The following is a 23,210-nucleotide window of genomic DNA, read 5'->3' on the forward strand; positions in this document are numbered from 1 at the left end:
TAGAATGCGCTTTTCAAGATCTTTTATACATAAGTTTCGAAAGAATATCGCGCCACTTTCTTACTAACCAACCTGGAAGAAAAATACACTTTCGGACAATACTAAATGTTGAATTCCATAGAAACGGAGTGAGATACTTGATTACTTCCCACCAATCGTTACTTTCTTCTTCAGAACTGGCAATACTCTGGACCGGGTATGTTCTCCTGCTCCCTCGCCATCGGATCCAACGGTCACACCATCCACCTTTTCACCTTTTTTCGATAAACTGATATTGCATCATATCTTAGCTATGGTGAGCATGTGTACCGCAAACGTTTGGGAACTATCGGGGGCAGCCTTCGCAGGGATCTCTCCACTCACTATTCCCGCCTTCTCACAGAAAAAGGAAACTTTTGAGAAGATACCGCATGCTTAGATAGGCAAGAAATTCTTAAAGGAAAGGACTAAACTACTTGAAGAACTTTTTTATAATGATCTTACTTCTTACGCTTTTATTGCCTGCAAAATCCGGTTCAGCACAATCATTAGCCAGCCTAGTTAATTGTCCAGATTCAGAAGAACTTATTATCCCTTCTAAAAATCAAAAGAAAATGCTGTTAACTGCCCTTCCAGCCATTGTGCCGATGGTCTACCAGGACACTGCCCAGCAGCGATGGCAAATAGTATCTGTTTCCCCCATAAAAAAGGGAAGCTTCACATATAAAACAGCTTCTAAGCTTTGTGGTAAAGCTGTCACAGAATACTCATGGATCGTTAAAATTAATTTTCCTTCTTCTTCATCCCATTTAACACAGAGGCAGCTCCTGATCGTTAGAAGCAATAATAGTGGCTGGCTCGTATGGCATCACAATTAGTGCAAACAAAAAACACCTGACCTTTTTATGGAAGGTTTCAGGTGTTAATGTATGTTATAGAATTCAATTCGCCGATCGAGATTCTTCTCAATAATATGTTTTATCTCTCGATGATGTTCTGTCTCTCTTGTAAAATTGAACAAAATTTTTACGATCGTTAACATATTCTTCATCCTTTCCTTTTTTAAATCATTTTAGTATCTGTCGAAGGCTTATCGATGCTTGATGATCTCTTGTTCAAGTACGTATAGATTTTCCATTCTTCTCACTCCCTTTTCTAAAATTTTTTCTCCGATTATCGGTGCTTGATGATTTCTTGTTCCAGGACGTATAAGTTTTCCATTTTGTTTTGCCTCCTTTTTCCTTTTGTTTTCCTTTCTGGTTATAGTTTACGATTTTCAAGCCTTTCTGAAACCGAGCTGAAGAATGGTTTTGAGTCAGTCTCTGGTCTGATTTTTTTCTCCGTCTAAGTCCCGGAAAAATGCAATAGAAAAAGCCAACCAGCTTTTGGTTGACTTACTTCCTTCTATTTCAACTGTTTCAGTGCGCCAAGCGCGCCGCTATATTCGCCATTTTCAATAAACAACGGCTCCAGGCCGCTCAATGATTTATATTCCCTTAGAACTGATTTCAAATAATCGTTTTGATGAACCGTCGAACCGATATAGACGATCGATTCGCAATCATGCTGGACTGCCATCGCATTGCTGATCACTACAATTACCTCTGCTACCATTCCGATAAGGGCAGCAAGGATGTCAGCATCAGAATAGTCCTGGGTATTGACGATATTAAAAAAATTCCCGAAGTTGCTGGCCGTAATATTGCCGTCAATCGGTGGAACCGCTTTGCCGTAAATATCCTTTACTTTTAAGTCCAGGTCCCTGTTCCCCTGTTTTGCAAGCGCAACCATTTTATCAAAGTCTTTTATCCCGGTTAGCAAATGGGCAAGTCCGAGGATCGTTCCACCGCCAACTCCAGTTCCGCCCACACGGGTCGTTTCACCGTTTTTAATCAAATGAATCGAAGTTCCTGTACCGATATTTACTGCAAGAAATGTTTTCCCTGGCTTGACTTCATTGATAGAAAGCAACTGTTTTACTCCGACACTCGTTGCGATGAACTCCTCTACCTTCATAACAGGAAGTCCCAGATAATCCTCTAAATCCGACTGCCTGCCACCTGTTAGCGCGATGTTAGGAGAAGCAAAATTCCCATCTATCCAATCTTTTAAATCCCTGAATTGGTTCGACTGGAACATTTTATAATGAATTGTTTCATTTTCTATGTAAGCAACTTTAATTAGTGTACCCCCTGCATCTATTCCAAGAGACTCCATTTTCTAACCCCCAAGCTAAAAATCCTTTATACAATATGGACAAAAAAATCATACCATCATTTTATGTTCTGATAATTTTTTGAAATAGTCAAGCGTCATATAATATATTTGATTTCTTAATTTTTCCAAGGGGGGAGTTTTTATTGACAAAATTAGCTGATTTATTTGCTAAAGGGGTCCGTCGTTATTTGCCAGACGCTTTTGTTATTGCAGTGTTGATGACTCTATTTGTACTTGTAATTGCAATCTTTATGAATTTAAACCAACCAGCAACAATTCTAAAATCTTGGGGTGATGGCTTTTGGACCTATTTGGCATTCACTATGCAAATGGTGTTATTGCTTATGACTGGAATGGTTCTTGCTGCAGTTCCTTTCATCAATAACTTTCTTCGATCTATTTCTGGATTTGCAAACACTCCAAAGAAGGCATATATTATAACCTTTCTCGTTTCTGCAGCAGCATACTATATTAACTGGGGGCTCGCAGTTGTGGTTGGAGCGATTATTGCAAAGGAAATTGGAAAAAGAAATTCAAATGTTCACTTTCCTCTATTAGTTGCTTCTGCTTATGCTCCGACCGTTCTATATACTGCTGGATTATCAAGTTCTATAGGATTAACTGTTGCAACTCCCGACCACTTTTTAGCAAGTGTTATGGGTGTTATCCCTACCTCTGAAACAATTTTTGCACCAGGAACAATTCTTATATTTCTTGCTCTAGTAATAACAATGCCAATCTTTTTGGCACTAATGTCACCAAAAGAAAACATAAAAAGCTATAAACCATTACATTTTCCAAAAGATGAAACAGCTTTAGAGCAACAGGCTGCTACTATTGAGGAGGCACCTACTCCAGCTCAAAGCCTCGAAACTACACCGATAATCGGACTGTTAATAGGAGCAATTGGACTTCTATATGTTATTTATGAAATTGCAAACGGACGTGATTTGGACTTAAATATAATTAATCTCTTTTTCTTATCAGCAGGACTTTTTTTACATCGATCTTTGGGCCAATTTTCCAATGCTTTTAAAGAGGCTGCCGGTTCAATTTCTCCAATTATTTTGCAATTTCCTTTTTATGCTGGAATAATTGCTATTCTAACAAGTTCAGGACTAGGTGCATCAATCATAGATTGGATGATCTCTATTGCTTCTCCGGCGTCTTTTAATGTTTTTACATATTGGACAGCTGGACTCGTAAATATTTTAGCTCCATCAGGTGGTGGTCAGTGGGCTCTTCAAGGCCCCCTGCAAGTACCGGCAGGAATGGCGATCGGTGTAGATCCTGGTAAAATAGCGATGGCAGTTGGATGGGGAGATGCCTGGACAAATCTCATTCAACCTTTCTGGGCCCTGCCAATTCTTAGTGTTGTAGGTCTTCATATCAGAGATATCATGGGCTATTGTATTTTACTTAGTATCTGGGTTGGTGTTTTAACAAGCATATTGATTTTCTTTTTATACTAAAATACTTGTTTTTATTTTTGCCACAAAAAGACCGGGAATCACCCTCTCCCGGTCTTTCTCTATGACCCAACCAAAACAGAATCAAGGTCCGCTACACTGTTCAAAATAAAATCCGGTTGATATTTCGATGATTCCGCTTCTTCCTTTGATGCGACGCCTGTTAAGACAAGAATGCTCTGGAGCCCGTTCTCAACCGCCATTCGGATGTCTGTCTCCAATCGGTCTCCGATCATATAACATTGTTCCGGCGGTAGTTTGAAAATATCCCTCGCGATGGAATTAGCTGCAAAACTTGAAGGTTTTCCAATCACAGCATGGATCGGTTCCCCGGTTGCTCCTTCCAATGCACCGATAATGGCTCCGCAGTCCGGCACCTCACCGCCTTTTACAGGACAGGTCCTGTCAGGATTTGTGGCTATAACTTTTGCACCGTTTTTCCAGGCCTGAAATGCTTTGTCCAGTTTTTTATACGTGAAATCTCGATCCCATGATAACAGGACATATTCTGCATTTTCTTCACTTTCGGTTAAAGGTATATTAAATGGAGCTATTTCTTCTAAAAGCGCATCTTCTCCAATAACAAGGACTTTCTCATCTCTTTTTAAAACGTTACTCAAGTACATGCCAGTTAAATAACCTGAGTTCACGACCTCCTCAAGTTGTACCTCTATTCCCAATTTGTTTAACTTTTCAACATAGTCTTTTCTTGTAGCAATCGGTTTGTTTGTTAAAAAAACCACTTTGTTCCCCAATTCTTTCATTCGTTTTACCGTTTCAGCAGCTCCGTCTATCAATTCCTCGCCACGATATACCGTGCCGTCGAGATCGAAAATGATCCCTTTCATACCTCGCCACCTTCCTTCTCTATCTATTTTATTTCCAGCCAGTCAATTTCTTAACCGGCCGGATCTTAGTCCTATCGCTATGTTCCTTCATCATCTGATAAATCGAGTTCCACTAATGTTGACACATCTTTAAAACCGATTCGTTCATAAAAAAGTTTTGCCGTATTTCCAGCAAAAACATTTCCCTGCACTTTTTTATACCCGTTCTTTTTAAGGTCTAATATTCCAGATTGAAGAAGTTTACGGCCAACTCCCTGTTTCCTGTGTTCAGGTCGAACATAATACTCATAAAAAAATCCAATTTTCTGTCCTGTTAAATAATCGATTGTTCTCGATATCATAAGCCATCCCATTAAAGTATCCGGTTCTTTGACAGCAACAAGGTAATAGCCTCCCATCTGAAGGTTAACATTCAAGAGATTAGTTGCTTTTTGCATGTCAGGACCTACTCTTCCCACCGAGCTTTCTTCCATTACCTTTCCTGACAGCCGTTTTATTTCTTCCATTTGCTGTTCGGTAGCTCTCTGGATAATCATCGTATACTCCTTTTTCTCAATTTTTTAACCGCTCTTACCATCCTTACATCTCAAGAATGAACTTTATGCAATTTAATGTGGCGGTAATTCTTACACCGCCCTTTTTTGCAATAGACAGACTCCCAAATCCAGTGAAAGAATAATGTGTTTATGTAAAATATATTTTTAAGGAGCGATCATGTTGATTTTTGAAGAGAGACAATTCCAAATCCCAACAGGAGATGTAGACTTAGATACCCCTTTCACCCCACAGGGGCCGTCTGGAGTTCCGGGACAATTTGGACAAACGGGAACAGGTATGATGCCGGAATTCGGACAGCCAGGACAATTCCCTCAATATCCAGGTCTTACTGAACAACAGGGCGGTGAATTTGGCTCAGGTGAAACCTTCGGACCCTCTGGACAGTTCGGACAGCCAGGACAATTTGGCCAACCCGGGCAACCAGGAACGATGCCACAGTTCGGACAGCCGGGTACAATGCCTCAATATGGACAGCCAGGGCAATTCGGGCAACCGGGTATGATGCCACAATATGGACAGCCGGGGCAATTCGGGCAACCGGGTATGACGCCCCAATATGGACAGCCGGGACAATTCGGACAGCCAGGGCAGTTCGGCATCCCCGGCCAGGCAGGACAGCCAGGGCAGTTCGGACAGCCGATAGGACCGACTGGCCAGCAGGGGTTACCATACGGAGCTGGCCAGGGTTACGCACAACCGGGACAAATGGGGCAGCCTGGGGTAGGCGGTCAATATGGAGTGCCGGGGCAATTCGGGCAACCGTTTGGACAGCCGGGAACACAGCCAGGACAATTCGGCGGCCAGCGGTTTCATCCTTTATTTGACTAAATAACCAAAGGGAATCTAACCTGTTGAATGTACCTCATTCCAGAAGTTTTGACCATAAATCTTCTTTGCTCTTTCCCTGCCAGTGAATGGCGCCACAATTTGTAACAATTATCATTGCAATTGTTAAAACAAATTTACGATACTGTTTCGTTGCACAATGGACGGTTAGCTTTTTAAAGGAACCGGGAAACAGAAGACTAAGAGACAATTCGTTTCTTAGTCTTTTTACATTTGTAACCAAACGATTTCAAAATATTTACATGAATACAAACAATAGAAAATTTGGAGGAGTAAGATGAGGTACATTCAATCTTTGGTAAAGTCGTTTAGTCTTATCAGTCTAATGTTCCTGATGCTGTTATTAATGGGCATTCAATCTGTATATATTTCAACAGCGCTCATTTTCATGTTAGGTATCTGGATTTTTATCGTATTTGAGTCAGATAAGCACATGAACGAATGGTATCTTTTTAAAAAGAAATACGGTAAACCATTCTTATTCGTTGTCAGTGGATTTCCCCTCATATGCATGCTTATCCTGACCCTCTTCTTTAACAGCATCATTGGAGCAGAAAGCAATTTAACAGCGAAAGAAAAGGTCGCCCTTTCACCTAACATTATCGATCAAATTAAACGTAATCAGCTGGAAGAAGAATATCAAAGCCAGCTTAACGAAAAAGATTTTGAACACATCCGTTTTCTTTATCCCGAGGCGGACGAGAAATCGATGGCAATGGTTCAAAACAGTTTCAGAGAAGCCGACCGAATTGCCGACATGCTTTTTGGAAAACAAGAGAAGCCTGAAGTCGATGTAATTCTTTACGATGACAAGAATACGTTTGAAAAGATATCGACTCTTGAATCTGTTGTAGGGTTTTATTCAGAAGAAGAGAAATCAATCCACTTGCTTTCTAATAAAGAGATGACAAAGTGGGAGCTTAAAAGCACTATCATCCATGAGTACAATCATTTTCGCATGGATATTCTTCTCACCGAACTTGGGGTCGATTCTTCTAATGTGCCGCAATGGTTCCAGGAGGGTGTGGCAGAATATGCTGGTTACGGAGATAACGGTCCAACCCAGGCCTTTGAAACAGTAGATTTTCAAGAACTGGATACGAATCAGCAATTTCATCAGGCAAGGAAGCAAAACTATGACCCTTACCTTCAAAGCTACAAAGCTATCAAACAATTGGCAGACATGGAAGGCAAGGAAGTCATTCTAAAAATTCTCATCCAAATGAAAGAAGATAACTTTTATGAAGCTTTTCATAAGGTAACAGGAATGAAGATAAATACCTATCAGGAAGTGTTCCTGGAAAGCGAAAAACCGGAAAACATAGGATTCGAAAGCTAACAGGGTGCCAGCTATTTGCTGCACCCTTTTCTCATGCCCAATTTTTTGTGGTGTTGTCCACAGAAAATTGGGGGTCTGACCCCTACATTTTTGTGGATAATTCTTATACGATAAAGGTAAAGGGTGTTTGGGGGTGATGGAAATATGAACCAGGAATATTTTGAACAGTATTTTAAAGACATCCAGGTGTTACGCAGAAATAAGTTTAAGAGCGTATTGGGCCAGACAAAAAATGACTTTAAAAACATGTTAGATGACAGCGAACGTATTTTAAAGCAGCTGAAAAATGATCTGGAACAGGTAAAAAAAGATCTACGGTAAAGATTGAAACCCTTTCCTTTGTAGTTCGTATGTAATAACGAGAACTGCGAAAGAAAGGAAGAATTATGATGCTTACACTGCCCGAAAAATTACTTCTCCTCGGCCTCCATGACCAAAAAGGAACTATTGTTACCTCTGCTTCCACTGCGTTAATGTATGGACTTGCCGGTGCCGTTCTGTTAGAACTGACATTCTATGATAAACTCGATCTGCATAAGAAAAAAGTTATCGTAAAAGACCCTTCCACTACTGGCGATGAACTGCTCGATCAAGTATTGCTTCATATCCATGAATCCACTAAACAAAGAACGCCAAAGTACTGGGTAATGACGATCGGCAACAAGTTGAACATCAAAAACCGCTTATTGGATCGGTTAATTGAAAAAGAGATTCTTCGTAAAGTAGAAGATAAAATCTTATGGGTCTTTTCCCGCAACCTTTATCCTCCATCAAACCCGCTGCCGGAACAAGAACTACGCAAACGCATTAAAGAGGCCGTTTTTCAGGATGGAGAAAGAGAAGAGAGGATCGTAGCCCTTCTAAGTCTCATTAAAGCCTGTAACTTAATAAACGAAGTATTTGAGCCGGACGAAAGAAAAGCAGCAAAGAAACGAATCAAAGCGATCAGCTCTGAGGAAACTTACGGGAAAGCGGTGTCCCAGATCGTTTCAGAAATCAACACTTCTATTATTGTTGCCACTACTACAGCTGCTGCCGTTAGCAGTTCGAGCAGCTCGAACTAAAAAAGAGATAACCAGGAATTCATCTATCCTGGTTATCTCTTTTTACTTACATTTTCAACCTAATTTGGCCAATCGCCTAGCCTACTTCATGTTATTTTTCAACTGTGTCAAATTGGTCGGTATATTTTTATTGATTATCGCGTTTACTAGCTTATCCTCTATCTCTTTTGGCACTCGCTTTCCTGCTGTCTGGGCAACTTGTTTAATTACTCTGCGAACAGTTTTCTCATCCTGGAAGTTAGCATTTGAAAAGCTGTTTGCAAGTTTAAAAATATCTTCTTTTTTCACCCCGGTTTTTTGCTCAATCATTCCAAAAATACTGTTATCCATTCTAAATCCTCCTTTCTGTTTCACAAAGGGTTGTTTTAGTTTATGTTTGGCAACAGCTTTTTGTTTGGGTTTAGCGGTAGGCTTTTAAACAAATAGTTATGGTAATGAATGATGTTATTCTGGTGGGACAACGAAGCGATGCTCTTTGCTCTTCCAAAAAGCGCCCGGAAGAACAAAACTAATAAAAGACCTTACCCTGTAACGGATAAGGTCTCTGGAGGTGAGGTATGGAATATCAGTTGCATATAGTATGTTATGTTTCTGGAATAACTTTGTATAGACAAATGATTAAAATCGTTTGTTTTTATTTAAATTTATCCTCGAGATTAAAATATGGTTTTTTTCCCATACTCATAGGAACGGACAATTTTTATGTTAGACTATGATTATTCCAACGTATTCTTACCTTACTTTTAAGCTTAGAGGGATGGTTTCCTTCTAAGCTTTTTTACCGTATATGAAAATATGAAAGCATATCTTTGCAGCACATCGTCAAAACATGCGGTTTATAAATAAATTGCTGCCCCCTATCAATTTCCCCTACTGAATTTTGAACAGTTGCTCCCTGAAACCCGGAATACTTTCTCTGAAACTCCGAAAAGATGTTCCAAAACCTGTGATTTATCATATATTAATATTCAAATAGAAAAAGAACCCCCGCTAAAAGCGAGGGCCCCTTGATAAGGAGTGATGGTGATAGGAGGAGTTGCGGCTGCTCCTATCTTACAACTAGTATATGAGAATCTTTGAAAGAAAGAATGGACAAACTGACTAGTCCACTAGCGGATTTTTGCTAGATTTCCAACTTCTCTTTCTAGGATGCCTTCTCTTCATCCATTTTTTCATCGTTCAAATTCATTTTTGATCCGGATTTTTTCAGTTCAAAATAAAGATCGAGAATTTCCCTGCCGATGTGCTTGTTGATGGCTGCTTCACCGTTAACATCAGGAACAGCAACGGCAAAAGCCACCTCTGGATCATCATAAGGGGCATATCCTACAAGGGTAAGGTTGTAATTATCATTAGACTGTGCAGTTCCTGTTTTACCTGCCGCTACATAGTCTGCACCTTCAAAATATCTTCTTGCTGTACCTCTGGATCCATGTACTACCTGATAAAGCCCCTGCTGTACGCGTTCAATCCAGCTCTGTTTCATTTCCACATGATTTAACACTCTTGGTTCATTCTGGTACACAATACTGTTTGAAAGGCCATCCCCATTTGTTGGCTCGCGAACGCTTTTGACTAGATGCGGTTCCATCCGTTTGCCACCATTCGCAATAGTGGATATATATTGAACCATTTGAAGCGGCGTGTACGTGTCAAACTGGCCGATCATCATGTCCATCAGGTTACCAATTTGCTGTATACCGCCATTATATCCAACCGATTCGTTCGGAACATCGATGCCTGTCTTAACACCCAGGCCAAACTGTGCAAAATTTCTTCTTACTTCACCATAGGCATCAGGATTCCAGGTCCCACCTTTTTTATGGGGGACATAGTCAAATCCGGCTGCCCTCATAGCGATTCGGAACATGTATACGTTGGAAGATCTCTCAAGGGCTGTAAGATCATTAATCGGTCCCATACCGTTGCTGGTATATGATTTTTTCCTTGTTTCACCAATATAAAGAGGTGTATCCACCAGTACCGAACCCGGACTAATTACTCCGAGGTTGTACCCTGTCAATACGGAGGCACCCTTAACTGCGGAACCCATCTCATATGCATTATAGACGGTCCCATAAGGCTTATCGATAAACCCGCCTTTACCATCCTTTTCTTTACCTGCCATCGCTAGGACTTCTCCGGTCTTAGGGTTCATCATAATCGCATAAGCAGAATGAACCTGGTAGCGGTATGCCTCTTCCCTGATGTTCTTCTCGATTATTTTTTCCACACCCTGTTGAAGTTCCATATCGACTGTCAGTACAAGGTCATTTCCCCGTTTACCCTGGATCGTCTCAGGATTGCCGATCGGTTCTCCCGATTTGTCGGTTATAAACTTCGTCTTCGTTTTTTGCCCGCGAAGCAGTTCTTCATATTGCTGTTCAAGAAAGCTTTTACCAACAAGGTCGTTTAAGTCATATCCTCGTGAAACGTAAAAATCTTTGCTTGCCCTCTGAATAGGTCCAAGATTTCCGAAGATAGGGTTCAGTGTATCTCCGAATGGATACTCCCTTTCGGCACTCATTTTGATGTCAACGCCCGGAAGTGAAGCAAGATGTTCGCTGATAACCGCCATTTCCTTCGCGGTCAGCCCTTCTTTAATAACCTGTGAGGTCAATGCATACCCTGTATCCATCTCACGTTTGATCGCAGCAACTTCCAGCTCTGGTTCCGTGATCTGGTTTAAATCCTGTTCGGTTATCCGGTCCAGCTGAAGCCGGTAAGCTTTTTTGTCTTCAAGCTTTTCCCATTCTTCTTCTGATAGTTTTGCCTTTGCTTCCTCTTCTCTCGTCAAGATCCAATAGTCTTTTAAATCTCGTTCTGTTAGTTTGTCAGTTTCTTTTTCGATATAATCAGCAAGCACTTTTGCTGTTTCAAGCCGTTCGGATGGGTCGGTGTTTTGTGAGCGAATATAGGTCAGTGTATAGGTCGGCTTGTTGTCCACCACTACTCTTCCTTGCCTGTCATACATTTTTCCCCGTGGGGCTGACGATTTTGCGACTACATTCTCTGTTTGTTCTGTCTTTTGTTCATACTTTTCGCCCTGGACGATCTGAATCGTTCCCAGACGCAATATCAAAAGTGAAAAAAGGATGAACACAAACAAGAATAGTATATTTAAACGAACTGGCACTTGATTTTTCTTTTTCTTTTTATTAGCCATGTTTACCCTTCCCTGTCATCGTTTTGTAATATTCTCTATTCTCTATTCTCTATCATACAGGGTATGGGAATATCTTGCAAAAATATTTTGGTTGAAAAAAATCTGCAAATACGCTTAAAGCAAGCTTTTAATAACCTCAATAACAAGGTCTGGACGATCAGCATCAACGGAGTGGGAGGAGTTTTTCGCAATCATAAGTCTGCCTTGTGTTGAAAGGGATGCCTGTTCCGCAACAAGCTGGTGCCAGAGCTTTTCAAACATGATCGCTTCCTCCTCCGGTATTCCTTCCTCTTTTAAAAAATTAATCGAGTGCTCGGGGTCTCTTGCGATTGCGACCAGGGGAACATCCGGAAAGCCGGTTTCAGCTTTCACCTTTTTCGCATTCTTTCCATGACTCCATTTCCCCTCTTACAGCCCGGTAAAGAGCCGGATTGGCCGGAAATTCCAGAAGCCGCTCTTGTGTCACATAAGGATAGCTTTTTTGCCTGTCAGAAAGCTCAGGTTTCATTTCCTCGCCCAGCTCTTCCGGTGACATCCCAGAGTAACGTTCGCACCTCTCCATCCACATTTCATCCGAATTAAGTTTATCCATCTCAGGCAGATCCAGTTCGTCCAGTTTATGGATATCAAAAGAGGTTGAATCGATCAGAACGATTCCTGCAACCTTTTCCGGATAACGCATCGCAAAATGCTGCGCGCAGAGTCCGCCATAGGAATGCCCCGCCATTATTACCGGTTCCTCTATGCCAAAGTACTCTAATAACGCATTTATTTCCTCGACCGTTGCGGATGTTGTCCATTTATCTCCTTCATAGATATTGCTGTTTCCGTATCCCGGCCTGTGGTACATCATCACCCTGCATTTCTTTGATAAAGCATTCGCAACTTCAAACCATTCATCAAAAGATCCGCCCATTCCGGTTTGAAGCACAACTGTCCGGCCCTCTCCTTTTAGAAACACTTCAAGATGTTTTCCATCTACCTTCACAATTTCAATCATAACGCCCCTCCATTTTAATCCATGAAAAAAACTTACAAAAGCCCTTCTCAAGTAATCTTCCATCAACATGCAAGGTTTCATAAAAGTCATTGTTATAATTGTCCGGCCTGCTCTTATATGTTTTACGATAGCCGTCCTATCCGTACATCAGGTTATCTATTTCGACTGCGCTCTGTTTAAAGTACTTTAAGAAAGCGAGCGCATCCTCTTTTGAGCCAGCCATTCGTACGGTCACCCTTTAGTTGATGACTTGAAATTGCTCATATCTAAACGATTTCCTCTGCATCCTTCACATCCGCAAACCACCTCAGGACATTGTTATGGTGTGCAATAATCTGGCTAGCTGTCAGGCCAGTTGAATCCCAGGTGCTGTGCCCGTCTTTGACCAGCATCACGTCATACCCATGACTGAACGCGCCTCTGCAAGTTGTATCTACGCATGCCTCTGTTTGGATTCCAGCAAGTATAAGCTTCTGTATATTCCTCTGCTGTAACACTTCGTTGAGTTTAGTTTTGTAAAACGAATCCGGAGTCTTTTTTTCAATTATTAAGTCTTCTTCTTGTCGATGAAGGGAAGAATTCAGTTTCCATCCAACCGATCCACGCTCAAGCGGCTTTCCCACACCAGCCTCATGTTGGACGAAGATGATAAGCGCTCCGCTTTCTCTTGCTTTTTCTATCAATCGGTTGATGATGTTTAGCAGCCTCTCTCCATTGTATACAGGGTTCAGCTCTTGAAACATGGCATTTTGCATGTCTATTATTACTAAGGCAGTGTTCTCGTTCATCCGATTCCTCCATCGTTCATTTTTAGGAAAAAAGAGCCATTTCAACTTATGTCCAGTTAATAGTAACATTCATAAAGGATAGTTCAAATTGGTGAAAAAATTATGGATTAACTCTAATAGACGATATCAATTACTTCTAGTATAGAGGAACGGAAAAAAATCTCAATTCGTTAACCGACATGGTTCGAAAAGATGTTCCACTATGCCAGTTTTTATGTCAAAATAGATAGAGTATCAGAATGAAAGCAGGTGAAAAAATTGTTTTGTACCAAGTGTGGAAAAAGCATGCATAAAGAGGATCAGTATTGTATGAACTGCGGAAATGAACTGACTCCTGCCACACGACAAAAACAGAGAAAACGTCAGAAACTCTGGGTCTCCATACCTGTGGCAGCTTCCCTTCTTTTAGGAGAAGGACTTGGAGGTTATTATTATTACGAAAAATCATTAACAGAAGCCTCTGTTAGTTCATTTAAAGAAGGAGAACAACTCGCAAAACAAGAGAAATACGAAGAAGCTTATAAAAAATTTGAAAAAGCCCAAAAAGATAGAAGTGATTTTCCAGCTGCTGAATCTAACCAGAAATTGATGCAGCTTGCCATGGATGTGCAACATCAACTCGATAGCGCGAATGGAGAACGCAAGCAAGATGCCTACACTGATGCGCTTGCACGTCTGCGTAAAACGGATTCTACCTTAAAAAAATATGATGGCGAACTTGTCGAAGATTTGCAGAAAAAAGTTAGAAATGCCAGAACAACGGTCATGGTCGCTGAGTTAAAGTATGACATGAACGGCAAGGAGACAATCGATGAGCTTAAGCCGATCTTACTTCGAGCAGAATCACTCACAGTGAAAGAAGCGGCTGAGATTGCTGACCAGGTACGCAAGCAGATTGTCGAGGTTGCTTACAAAGAGGCAAATGGCTATCTTACTGAAAACCACTTTACCAATGCACTTGCTACGGTAGCAAAAGGGCTCGAGATCAACAAAAACAGTGAAAAACTGAAAAATCTGCAAACGGCGATCAAAAAGAAGCAAACAGCCTTTGAACAAGCTCAACAAAAACGGATCGAACAGGCGATGGTCGCTGCCGCAAAAGAAAAAGAAAAAAACCAGACCGATGCCCTTAAGCTTGAAGAAGTTACAACAGAAGTTAACGAATTCAACGAGCTTGTTGTAAAGGGAAAGGTTCAAAGTGTTGCAACGGTCCCCATTTTCTCGGTTTCCATAAAATACACGGTGTTAAATGAAAAGAAAGAGCCTACTGACAATAAAGGCGAAATCTATGTAAACCCGGATACCCTTTATCCTGACGACCAGGGAACATTTGATTTTATGGTGTTGAACCTTGAAGCAGAAAAAGAAAAGCTAAAAAATTATACAGTGAAAATTACCGATATGACCTGGTACCTTGAATAGGCTTTTGGCAGGTCTTGTTACCCCAAGATAAATACAGGTCTTCTTCCTTTATTAAACTATTCGAATCGGTTTCCGATTTTTCTTCTATGACTTTCGTGGCATTCTCTGAAAAACCAGAATACTTCACTCGTGAAATTTTTTCCGAATACCACTTTCACTCTGTTTGGTTTTCAAGTGAATATGTTTATCCTCCTGGTCGCTAACATCCTTTTCGTAAAAGGCTCTGTTAGCGAGCGTGGTTGATTTTAATCCAGCTTTTTGTTCAGGCGCGTCTTATGGATTGCCGAATCTTTTTTGCAGGCATGACATCCCAGGGGATACCAAAAGAGTCTGGCCATCAATAGAGCAAAGAGGCATCGCTTCGTTGTCCCAGTTTCTAACATATTTGAAAATCAAAAAAAAAAACAATATTATTCTTTACATAGAGAAAGGGGACTGCTTACACGATGAATAAAGCGGCACTTGTTTCGATTACAGCCACTATTTTACTGTTTCTGGCTGCCGGAACAGGCTTTTATTTTTTGTATACTCACTATGAAAATTTAACCGTCCAGGCAAGCTCCACTCTCGGAAGAGAACTGTCGCTTGAGGAACAGGGAGAAATCGATGCTAATCCTGATTTAAAATCGATCATTCATGAAACGCAAAAGAGCGTCGTTCAAATTGAAGTTACTACCTCTGATGGAAAAAATGTCGGTTCAGGTTTCCTTTATAATGAAAAAGGTGATGTGATCACAAATGCCCATGTTGTTTCTGGGGCAAGCGAAGTAACGGTCAAAACATCCGATGCAAAACAATTCAGCGGACAAGTAATCGGAAAAGGCGAAACGGATGATGTTGCACTCGTGCGGGTTCCAGATTTGGCCGGACAGGAGCCTCTTGCCATTACAAAAGAACGGTTGGCTGAGACTGGAGATGAAGTGATTGCCCTCGGCAGCCCGCTCGGATTGCAAAATACGGTAACGACTGGTATTATAAGCGGCACTGACCGCGAATTCACTCTGGATCCTTACCGTTATGAAGGGGTATATCAGATTTCCGCTCCTATTACGAACGGAAACAGCGGAGGTCCGTTAATCGACCAGCATACAGGAGAAGCAGTAGCGATTAACTCTGCAGGCACTGATTCAGGAGCGATCGGGTTCAGCATTCCGCTCCCTAACGTGTTGGATAAAATTGAGAACTGGGCTTCTGAGGGGACTGAGGTTAAAAGTGAAGAACCTGAGGTTGAGGAGGATACCACTGAAGAAGATTCTTCTACCAGAGGGCTTACCGGGGAAGATTTTGAAAACAGCGCATCCTATTTGATCGGTTATTTTTATGAAAGCCTGGATACGCGGGACTACCTTACTGCCTATTCTCTTCTTGGCAGCAGATGGCAAAGCGAAATGGGCTATGAGAACTTCCGTGAAGGGTATCTGCACACACTCGGTGTCCGTGTTACAAACTTAACAGGTAAACTGAGTGAAGACAGAGAAAGTGTTCTCGTAACCGGAACCGTAGAGGCAGAAGAACGTACAGATGACAAAAAAACAGTCACCTCCCTTTATAGCGTAAACTATGAAGTCGCCTATGAAAACGACCAGCTGAAAATACTTCACGGCAAAGCAAAAAGATTAAAATAAAAACGGGGGTCTGACCCCCGTTTTTTTGTGGATAACTTTGTAAAGTTGAATTTTTTAGTTTAAAGAATGGACTTTAGGGAATGCTATTACATAGTAGTTTGTCCCCTAACTACAACCAACCTTTAACAGAACCTGTGTCCTGCAGGTTCTGTTTTCATGTTTAAAACAGGTTTATTGCTCTTTAATGCATAAAATGGTTAAATTTTTTTACATTATGGCATTATTGGTTTGGTAACGCTTTCACTTAATTTTCGAAAGAATTTTGAATTGACAGGAATAGGTAACTGTTTTATTATTTTTATGACTTATACCTGTCTGCTTTTTTGCCAGAAAAGCAGCCCACCAACCAATCTGTGGCCGGTCTCGCAAGGGACCGGCCACAGCCTTTTTCCTTTATCTATCGAATAACGGAAACAAACACGGAAATACTAAAACAAGCGTAAGCAGTTATTCCTGATGACTGACTCTTATGCTGCCATACCAAATCCGGATTACTCCTTGCTTTCAACAGAAAAGCCAGGGGGTAGCCCCCCAGGACGCTGGGGGGCTATTTTTGTACATTAACCAAATATGATCCGCAGATGGCTATTCAATAATCTATCCACAATCCGAACCCTTTACTTATCAACAATGTTGAAAATCTCTCTTTTAAAAATATCCACAAGTTGATAAGGGGTCTGACACCCGTCAAATTGTGAATAACTTCTTTTTGTACATCACTGCAATGGTTTCAAGAAGCGGTTTTGGGAGGCGTTTGGGAAAATATTTTCTGGAGTAGTATTTATAGTACGCCAGCTTAAGGTCATCCCACTGCCTGCATTTTTTTGTCTGCTCATAACGCACTACATCAATAACTTTTATGGTTCCTTCTTTCGTCAGCAGTAAATTGCGCAGATGAATATCGGATGGGTTCAACCCTTTCTGCCTTGCGATGTTCAGTGCTTGATCTACTTCATCGATCATTGTTTCGTTAATTCTAATGCCTTCATTCACACAATCATAAAACGTTTTTCCTTCGATATAATCCATCACGAGAAATCCTTTTCCCGCTTCGTAAAGCTCTGGAAAATAGCCTGTTCCTTTTAAACGTTTGTAAATATTAGCTTCTCTGATGGCCAGGCTTTCGTATTCAGGAAGAAAGATTTTCATCGCAAGCTTCGTGTGCCTTATTTTAAAGACGCAGGCACTTCTCCCTTTTCCGATAAGTTTAAGGCCCTCTGGGATATTCGTAATCTTTATAAAAGACGGATGATCAGCAAAAGCAACATCTCCAGCAAGCTCTTTAGCCCTTTCCATCTATAATGCTCCTTCCCTGAATGGGATATTTCAGTTGTTTTCTTTTTCCCGAGGGAATCACAGAATCAAACCGTCCAAAACTTTCCTTATGTTATCATATTCAACCACAAAAACATTTCATGCATGAAAGAAACCCCTCTGCCTGAATGGATGATGGCAAAGGGGTTCGAGGAGTTTCTTTTATATCTTCGCTTCTTATGTCTTCACAAGCTTGGATTCAACTGATACCTGCTTTTCTTGATCCCAGACAACCTGTATCTCAAACGTCCCTTCCTCAAAGAATAACGGAAATCTTTTACGAAACCAGTCCTGCATCGGGAGGTTCTCCACGCTGTCAATCGGCACCCATTCCAACTCACCCTCCGGCGGATTCTCCAGGAGATCGCCTTCAAATTCGGTGGCCAGATAATTAAACACCATATACCGAACTCTGGCTATTGGATTCACATACTCATCAAGGCCTTTGTATTGAAGATTCTTCACCGTAAGCCCTGTTTCCTCTTTGACTTCCCTGATCGCACCTTCCACAAGGCTCTCCGGAAAATCGATCTTTCCACCTGGAGCCAGGTATCCCGGAAACCCTTTTTTATCAGGACGATTAATAAGTAGTACACGTTCATTATCCGAAATCATCACCATCGTGTACATTTGATGTTCAATATCTTTAAAATCAACAGCCATCAGCTTCCTGCCTCCTATTTTATGTATAAAAAACAGGGGAGAATATCCCCTGAAACAAAGCTACTTCATTTCCCTTTATACGGAATAGGGTCTTCTTCCCCAAGTTCACGGAAACCTTTTAACCTTAATCTGCAGCTGTCACACTCGCCGCAAGCTTCTTCTCCTCCATTATAACAGGAAGTTGTAAGCTCATACGGAACACTTAATCGCAGCCCTTCTTCAATCGTCTGTGCCTTTGTTAAATGAATAAGCGGGGTTTCGATTTTCAAATGCCCTCCAGTCGTTCCTGCTTTTGTTGCAAGGTTAATCGTCCTGTCCATGCTATCGATAAACTCTGGCCGACAATCCGGATATCCGCTGTAATCAAGCGCAGATACGCCAATATAGATCGCCTCAGCACCAACAACTTCTGCATATGCTGATGCAAGGGACAGGAATATCATATTGCGGGCAGGAACATAGGTGTTTGGAATTCCCTCTTCTTCTTCGCCTGGTACGTCGATTTCCGAATCTGTCAGGGCACTTCCACCAATTTGATTTAGAAAGTTGATGTCCACGATACGATGGTCTTTCACATTATAAAACTCTGCAACTTTCTTAGCCTGTTCCACTTCACGGTTATGGCGCTGTCCGTAGTGAAAGGTAATCGGCAGAAGCTCATAGCCTCTTTCTTTTGCAATCCCCATGCATGTGGTGCTATCAAGCCCCCCACTTAACACAATCACTGCTTTTTTCTGCATCGTTACACTCCCCTTTCATCAGGATGCCAGATGACTTTATGAATTTGCATGCTTAGCTTTACATCAGAAAGTCCGGCTGACAGGATTTTTTCAACCAGCTTTCTCGGGGGCATCGTTTCCCATACTGGACTGAACAACACCTGGCCTTTTTCGTGATAGGTTTCTTTGATTTCTTTTGCGATATTAAAATCTTCGTCACTGCCGATCACAAACTTAATCTCATCGCCCTCTGACAGGACACCAAAATTTCCATGGAGCATCCGGTGTTGCTCTCCAGAATCCGGCAGCTTATAATCCATCACAAAGCGTACTTTCTTCTTCCATAAAAAATTGTTATCCCTGAGTTCCGCAAACGGTTTTAGATCGATGGCCCCGTTTGTTTCGATATGAATATCATCAATATGAGGCAGCTGAGTCATCGCATCGATCAAAGCTGCTGACTTCTCACGATGAATCAATGGCTCCCCGCCTGTAAAACAAATGTTACGGCTGTTAAAGCCCTTGATTTTTTCAATAATTTCTTCGATGCTTGCTGTATACTCCGCTTTTTCAGGAGCATAACTATACGGGGTGTCGCACCAGCTGCATCGCAAATTGCAATGAAAAACCCTGACAAAAACAGTTGGGAAGCCAGCTTTCGTCCCTTCGCCTTCCACGGTTTCAAAAATTTCCACCATCGGAAGCTCCCAACTTTTATATGATTCTATTAATGGCAACGTCCACTTGCTCATCCTTCCATCCACTCCCTTTTCAGTGTTGCATAGCTTGTTGGGGTTTCATAAAGAACGAGCTCTTCTAGCCGATGCCCTTCTGCTTTAAGACCCTCTTTTTCCATTCTTAAATCAAGTTGTTCCCAGATCCAGACGATTATGTTTTCTGCCGTGGTATTCATATTTGGCAATACCTCATTTAAATAACGATGGTCCAGTTTCGAATCGATCACATCTTTAAAAATTTTCTTAATATCCCCAAAGTCAACTGCGATTCCAATATCGTTTAAATAACCGCTGATCGTTATAACAAGCTTATACGTGTGCCCATGAAGGCTCTTGCATTTCCCTTCGTAACAATGCAAATGATGTGCAGCATCAAAGGTAAATTCCTTTGTCACAGCCACACGCCGGTCGTGATACTTTAACTCAGACTTCTGAATATCTTCCCCAAGCACTTCAACTTTTTTTGGTATAAAAAACCCCATAAAAAAAGCCCCCTTTTCATCAGTAAAGGGAGTCGCATAAAAGCATCTCTTGTGCTATTAACCCGCACAAGGCATTGACTTTCACGCTCCCTAGTTTTGTTTTATGAGAGGTGGGAATTACGAACTCTCCAACTAAATTATTATATCACATTTCCGCCGCTTTTGATTGGTCTGCCCCTTTGTCTGTTGATCATTTCGGCTGGTACTTTTTATTAAAGCTAAATATTTTTCTTGTGATAACTTAGTGAGTATACTGAAACGTAAGGAGGAATTTGTATGACTCTAACAGTAAAAGTTTATTCAGACTATGTATGTCCTTTCTGTTTTCTGGCTGAAAAGCCGTTAGAAGAAGCGATTAAAGATAAAGACGTTAAAATAGAATGGATGCCTTATGAGCTTCGGCCTTACCCAAACGAAACATTAAAGCCTGAAGGAGACTATCTGCAGACCACCTGGAAACAGGGCGTTTATCCGATGGCTGAGCAAATGGGAATAGACATTGTGCTTCCTAAAGTTTCCCCGCAACCATATACACACCTTGCATTTGAGGGTTATCAGTATGCAAAAGAACATGGAAAAGGAAACGAATACAACGACCGTATGCTCCGTGCCTTCTTCCAGGAAGAGCAGGATATCGGGGACATTGGTGTTCTTACAAAACTTGCCGGAGAAATCGGGCTTGATCAGGATGAGTATCGTAAAGCATTGGAAACCAGAAAATATAAAGAAACACATCAGCAAGCATTGAAACACGCTTATGAGGAAGCGAACATAACAGCCGTCCCTACATTTGTGATCGGAGATGAAGTGCTTGCCGGAGTACGCTCAAAAGACACACTTGAAGAAACCATAAACCAACAGCTTGAAAAACACCAAAACACTAACCTTCAGAACTTATTCTCAGAAGGAATGAGCTGCGGAATCGACGGCTGTTAATAAACTAATTAAAAAAGGTTATCCACAATTCATCGAGGGGTCTGTCCCCCATCGTTTCTGTGGATAACCTTTTATTTGTTATTCTTCTGAAATTTTTACGATTGTTCTTCCCCGTACTTTTCCCTGTAAAATTCCGCTCAACGTTTCCGGCAGCTGGTCAAAGCTTATTTCGTTTATAATACCCTCAAGCTTATTTTCCACTTTTAAGTCTGTCGCAATGCGCTCCCAGGCAGCCTTCCTCTTTTCATACGGGCAAAAAACGGAGTCGATTCCAAGCAGATTGATACCTCTTAGAATGAACGGATGGACTGTAGAAGAAAATTCTGCTCCTCCGGCAAGCCCCATCAATGCTACTGATCCACCGGTTTTTACCGTAGTTAACAAGTACTCTAACGTTTTCCCTCCAACTGGATCAACAGCTGCAGCCCATTTCTGGCTATTTAACGGCCGATTGTCTTTTTTCACAACTTCTTCCCTGTCGATCACTTCTGCAGCACCAAGCTGCTTTAAGAAGCCGTGTTCTGTTTCTTTTCCTGTACTTCCATATACTTCGTATCCAAGATCAGACAGCATCGCAACGGCAAGGCTTCCAACACCACCTGTAGCCCCTGTAACAAGTACAGGACCCTGTCCAGCTGTTAATCCATTATCTTCTAACCGTTGAACCGCCAATGCCGCCGTGAGCCCCGCAGTTCCAAAAGCCATTGCTTCTTTTAACGAAAGACCCTCCGGTAAAGGAACGACCCAATCAGCCGGTACACGTGCGTATTCACTAAATCCCCCATAATGGGTAACACCAAGACCATAGCTTGTAACGATAACATTATCGCCTTCTTTGAATTGATCGCTTTTGGATTCTGTTACTACACCAGCTAAATCAATCCCCGGGATAAACGGATAGTTTTTAACAATCGGGCTTTTATCCAGCACTGCTAATCCGTCTTTATAGTTAACACTAGAATAAGCTACCCTGACTGTTACATCCCCTTCTGGCAACTGGTCAAAAGTTATGTCCTTTAATGCAGCATCTACCTTTTGATCTTCTTTTTCCAAAACAAAAGCTTTAAAAGTCATTACAGCAGTCTCCCTTCTAGTATGTATAATTTTAATCTCTCTCTTAAGGGCTTTTTCCTTCTTGCTGTTCATTCTTCTAGCTGTTCATTGTTAGGCTTATCTTAACATGTTTTGGGATAATCAGAAAAAGAAAAGCTTTTTGGGAGAAGAGTCATTCTCGGGTATGAGGAAGGTTGAGGGTTATGAGTAAGTTTTGGAGATGTGAGGAAGTTTCGGGGGCTCATATTAGTAAGCTTTTAGATTTATAGGTCATATGGTTCCTTATTTTGATAAAAACAAGCTTTTTAAATTTTTATAGGTCATCTGTTCCTCTATTCACTGAAATTGGAGTGGGAACGGGGGAAATTTAGGGAAATAGCGGAACAGATGACCTCAAATAACTTCGGAACCCCTTTTTCAGACGAAATAAGGGATCAGATGACCTATAATTTTTTTGCCATACAAAAAAGAACAGCTCTCTCAGCTGTTCTTTTCCTTCCCCTGGCGATTTCCTACTCTTACAGGGGGAGATCCCCCAATTACCATCGGCGCTGAAGAGCTTAACTTCCGTGTTCGGCGTCGGGCCGAGATAAGCGGAGGATCTCTTCGTCAGCTTCGCTCGACCCTCCTATTCGAAGATGCTTTTCTTATCTTTTGGGAATTTTTCACGTACAAAAAAAGAACAGCTCCCTCAGCTGTTCTTCCACTCGCCCGGCGATGTCCTACTCTTACAGGGGGAGATCCCCCAATTACCATCGGCGCTGAAGAGCTTAACTTCCGTGTTCGGCATGGGAACGGGTGTGGCCTCTTCGCCATCATTACCGGACTATGTATTTATCAGGGTTTGTTCCCTGAAAACTAGATAACGACTAGACATCTTTAATAAATAGGATAAGCCCTCGATCGATTAGTATCTGTCAGCTCCATGTGTTGCCACACTTCCACCCCAGACCTATCAACCTCATCATCTTTAAGGGATCTTACC

Annotated in this window: 23 protein-coding genes and 2 rRNA genes; 9 read left to right on the plus strand and 16 right to left on the minus strand. The window is 41.5% G+C overall.

From position 1 onward, the window contains the following. Positions 1 to 455 precede the first annotated feature (455 nt). Positions 456 to 857, plus strand: coding sequence for a hypothetical protein (locus tag FCL54_RS12230; RefSeq protein ID WP_171016818.1), 402 nt, complete (start codon positions 456 to 458; stop codon positions 855 to 857). A gap of 526 nt (positions 858 to 1,383) precedes the next feature. On the opposite strand, the gene coaW is transcribed toward FCL54_RS12230, so the two are convergent. Beyond that, entirely contained in the window at positions 1,384 to 2,196 is an 813-nt protein-coding gene (gene coaW, locus FCL54_RS12235) for a type II pantothenate kinase (protein ID WP_138126805.1), read from the minus strand. Between the two features lie 143 nt (positions 2,197 to 2,339). Between coaW and FCL54_RS12240 the strand changes: the two genes are divergently transcribed. Then, positions 2,340 to 3,668: a short-chain fatty acid transporter gene (locus FCL54_RS12240; RefSeq protein ID WP_246055226.1), complete on the plus strand. Its 1,329-nt coding sequence runs from the start codon at positions 2,340 to 2,342 to the stop codon at positions 3,666 to 3,668. Positions 3,669 to 3,727: 59 nt separating this feature from the next. Here the strand turns inward: FCL54_RS12240 and FCL54_RS12245 are convergent, their stop codons facing one another. Together FCL54_RS12245 and FCL54_RS12250 are read right to left on the minus strand one after the other, a co-directional pair. Further along, positions 3,728 to 4,513: an HAD-IIA family hydrolase gene (locus tag FCL54_RS12245; protein WP_138126809.1), complete on the minus strand. Its 786-nt coding sequence runs from the start codon at positions 4,511 to 4,513 to the stop codon at positions 3,728 to 3,730. A 77-nt stretch (positions 4,514 to 4,590) separates the two neighbouring features. Next, positions 4,591 to 5,049, minus strand: a complete 459-nt coding sequence (locus FCL54_RS12250; protein ID WP_138126811.1) for a GNAT family N-acetyltransferase — start codon at positions 5,047 to 5,049, stop codon at positions 4,591 to 4,593. Positions 5,050 to 5,230: 181 nt separating this feature from the next. On the opposite strand from FCL54_RS12250, the gene FCL54_RS24240 reads away from it, so the two are divergent. The 4 genes from FCL54_RS24240 to FCL54_RS12265 all read left to right on the plus strand — a co-directional run bounded on the left by FCL54_RS24240 (position 5,231) and on the right by FCL54_RS12265 (position 8,320). Beyond that, entirely contained in the window at positions 5,231 to 5,899 is a 669-nt protein-coding gene (locus tag FCL54_RS24240) for a collagen-like domain-containing protein (RefSeq protein ID WP_181954884.1), read from the plus strand. Between the two features lie 295 nt (positions 5,900 to 6,194). Next, positions 6,195 to 7,256 carry a DUF2268 domain-containing putative Zn-dependent protease gene (locus FCL54_RS12260; protein WP_138126813.1) on the plus strand — a complete coding sequence of 354 codons (1,062 nt, stop codon included), beginning with the start codon at positions 6,195 to 6,197 and terminating at the stop codon, positions 7,254 to 7,256. A 144-nt stretch (positions 7,257 to 7,400) separates the two neighbouring features. Beyond that, on the plus strand, positions 7,401 to 7,577 hold the full coding sequence (locus FCL54_RS24025; RefSeq protein WP_171016819.1) for a hypothetical protein: 177 nt from the start codon (positions 7,401 to 7,403) through the stop codon (positions 7,575 to 7,577). Positions 7,578 to 7,645: 68 nt separating this feature from the next. Further along, a complete protein-coding gene (locus FCL54_RS12265; protein ID WP_171016820.1) occupies positions 7,646 to 8,320 on the plus strand; it encodes a GOLPH3/VPS74 family protein in 675 nt (224 codons plus the stop codon). An 81-nt stretch (positions 8,321 to 8,401) separates the two neighbouring features. On the opposite strand, the gene FCL54_RS12270 is transcribed toward FCL54_RS12265, so the two are convergent. The 5 genes from FCL54_RS12270 to FCL54_RS12290 all read right to left on the minus strand — a co-directional run bounded on the left by FCL54_RS12270 (position 8,402) and on the right by FCL54_RS12290 (position 13,274). Then, positions 8,402 to 8,650 (minus strand): stage VI sporulation protein F, encoded by a 249-nt coding sequence (locus tag FCL54_RS12270; RefSeq protein ID WP_138126817.1) that lies wholly within the window; start codon positions 8,648 to 8,650, stop codon positions 8,402 to 8,404. Between the two features lie 814 nt (positions 8,651 to 9,464). Next, positions 9,465 to 11,486, minus strand: coding sequence for a peptidoglycan D,D-transpeptidase FtsI family protein (locus FCL54_RS12275; protein ID WP_138126819.1), 2,022 nt, complete (start codon positions 11,484 to 11,486; stop codon positions 9,465 to 9,467). 114 nt (positions 11,487 to 11,600) lie between these two features. Further along, a complete protein-coding gene (locus FCL54_RS12280; RefSeq protein WP_138126821.1) occupies positions 11,601 to 11,858 on the minus strand; it encodes a hypothetical protein in 258 nt (85 codons plus the stop codon). Beyond that, positions 11,848 to 12,486, minus strand: a complete 639-nt coding sequence (locus FCL54_RS12285; protein WP_138126823.1) for an alpha/beta fold hydrolase — start codon at positions 12,484 to 12,486, stop codon at positions 11,848 to 11,850. The genes FCL54_RS12280 and FCL54_RS12285 overlap by 11 nt, the downstream gene beginning before the upstream one ends. Positions 12,487 to 12,752: 266 nt before the next feature. After that, complete coding sequence (locus FCL54_RS12290; RefSeq protein ID WP_138126825.1) at positions 12,753 to 13,274, minus strand: cysteine hydrolase family protein; 522 nt, start codon at positions 13,272 to 13,274, stop codon at positions 12,753 to 12,755. Positions 13,275 to 13,583: 309 nt separating this feature from the next. On the opposite strand from FCL54_RS12290, the gene FCL54_RS12295 reads away from it, so the two are divergent. Together FCL54_RS12295 and FCL54_RS12300 are read left to right on the plus strand one after the other, a co-directional pair. Then, entirely contained in the window at positions 13,584 to 14,696 is a 1,113-nt protein-coding gene (locus FCL54_RS12295; protein ID WP_138126827.1) for a hypothetical protein, read from the plus strand. Positions 14,697 to 15,142: 446 nt separating this feature from the next. Next, positions 15,143 to 16,321: a S1C family serine protease gene (locus FCL54_RS12300; RefSeq protein WP_138126829.1), complete on the plus strand. Its 1,179-nt coding sequence runs from the start codon at positions 15,143 to 15,145 to the stop codon at positions 16,319 to 16,321. A 687-nt stretch (positions 16,322 to 17,008) separates the two neighbouring features. On the opposite strand, the gene FCL54_RS12305 is transcribed toward FCL54_RS12300, so the two are convergent. From FCL54_RS12305 to queD, 5 genes are all read right to left on the minus strand, one after another. After that, entirely contained in the window at positions 17,009 to 17,617 is a 609-nt protein-coding gene (locus FCL54_RS12305; RefSeq protein WP_138126831.1) for a protein kinase family protein, read from the minus strand. A 195-nt stretch (positions 17,618 to 17,812) separates the two neighbouring features. Then, positions 17,813 to 18,298 carry an 8-oxo-dGTP diphosphatase gene (locus FCL54_RS12310; RefSeq protein ID WP_138126833.1) on the minus strand — a complete coding sequence of 162 codons (486 nt, stop codon included), beginning with the start codon at positions 18,296 to 18,298 and terminating at the stop codon, positions 17,813 to 17,815. Between the two features lie 65 nt (positions 18,299 to 18,363). Beyond that, positions 18,364 to 19,038, minus strand: a complete 675-nt coding sequence (gene queC / locus FCL54_RS12315; RefSeq protein ID WP_138126835.1) for a 7-cyano-7-deazaguanine synthase QueC — start codon at positions 19,036 to 19,038, stop codon at positions 18,364 to 18,366. Between the two features lie 2 nt (positions 19,039 to 19,040). After that, positions 19,041 to 19,769, minus strand: a complete 729-nt coding sequence (locus tag FCL54_RS12320; RefSeq protein ID WP_138126837.1) for a 7-carboxy-7-deazaguanine synthase QueE — start codon at positions 19,767 to 19,769, stop codon at positions 19,041 to 19,043. Next, the gene (gene queD, locus FCL54_RS12325) at positions 19,766 to 20,236 is read right to left on the minus strand and encodes a 6-carboxytetrahydropterin synthase QueD (protein ID WP_138126839.1); all 471 of its coding nucleotides are present in this window, start codon (positions 20,234 to 20,236) and stop codon (positions 19,766 to 19,768) included. Before queD ends, FCL54_RS12320 begins: the two co-directional genes overlap by 4 nt. A 276-nt stretch (positions 20,237 to 20,512) precedes the next feature. Between queD and FCL54_RS12330 the strand changes: the two genes are divergently transcribed. Beyond that, complete coding sequence (locus FCL54_RS12330; RefSeq protein WP_138126841.1) at positions 20,513 to 21,172, plus strand: DsbA family oxidoreductase; 660 nt, start codon at positions 20,513 to 20,515, stop codon at positions 21,170 to 21,172. A gap of 78 nt (positions 21,173 to 21,250) precedes the next feature. Here the strand turns inward: FCL54_RS12330 and FCL54_RS12335 are convergent, their stop codons facing one another. The 3 genes from FCL54_RS12335 to FCL54_RS12345 form a co-directional block, all read right to left on the minus strand. Continuing rightward, entirely contained in the window at positions 21,251 to 22,246 is a 996-nt protein-coding gene (locus tag FCL54_RS12335; protein WP_138126843.1) for an acrylyl-CoA reductase family protein, read from the minus strand. Between the two features lie 688 nt (positions 22,247 to 22,934). Further along, positions 22,935 to 23,051, minus strand: a 5S ribosomal RNA gene (gene rrf / locus FCL54_RS12340). A gap of 61 nt (positions 23,052 to 23,112) precedes the next feature. Next, positions 23,113 to 23,210, minus strand: a 23S ribosomal RNA gene (locus tag FCL54_RS12345); the annotation flags it as partial.

It is taken from the genome of Exobacillus caeni, assembly GCF_005747095.1.
GTDB classification, from domain to species: Bacteria; Bacillota; Bacilli; order Bacillales; family Guptibacillaceae; genus Exobacillus; species Exobacillus caeni.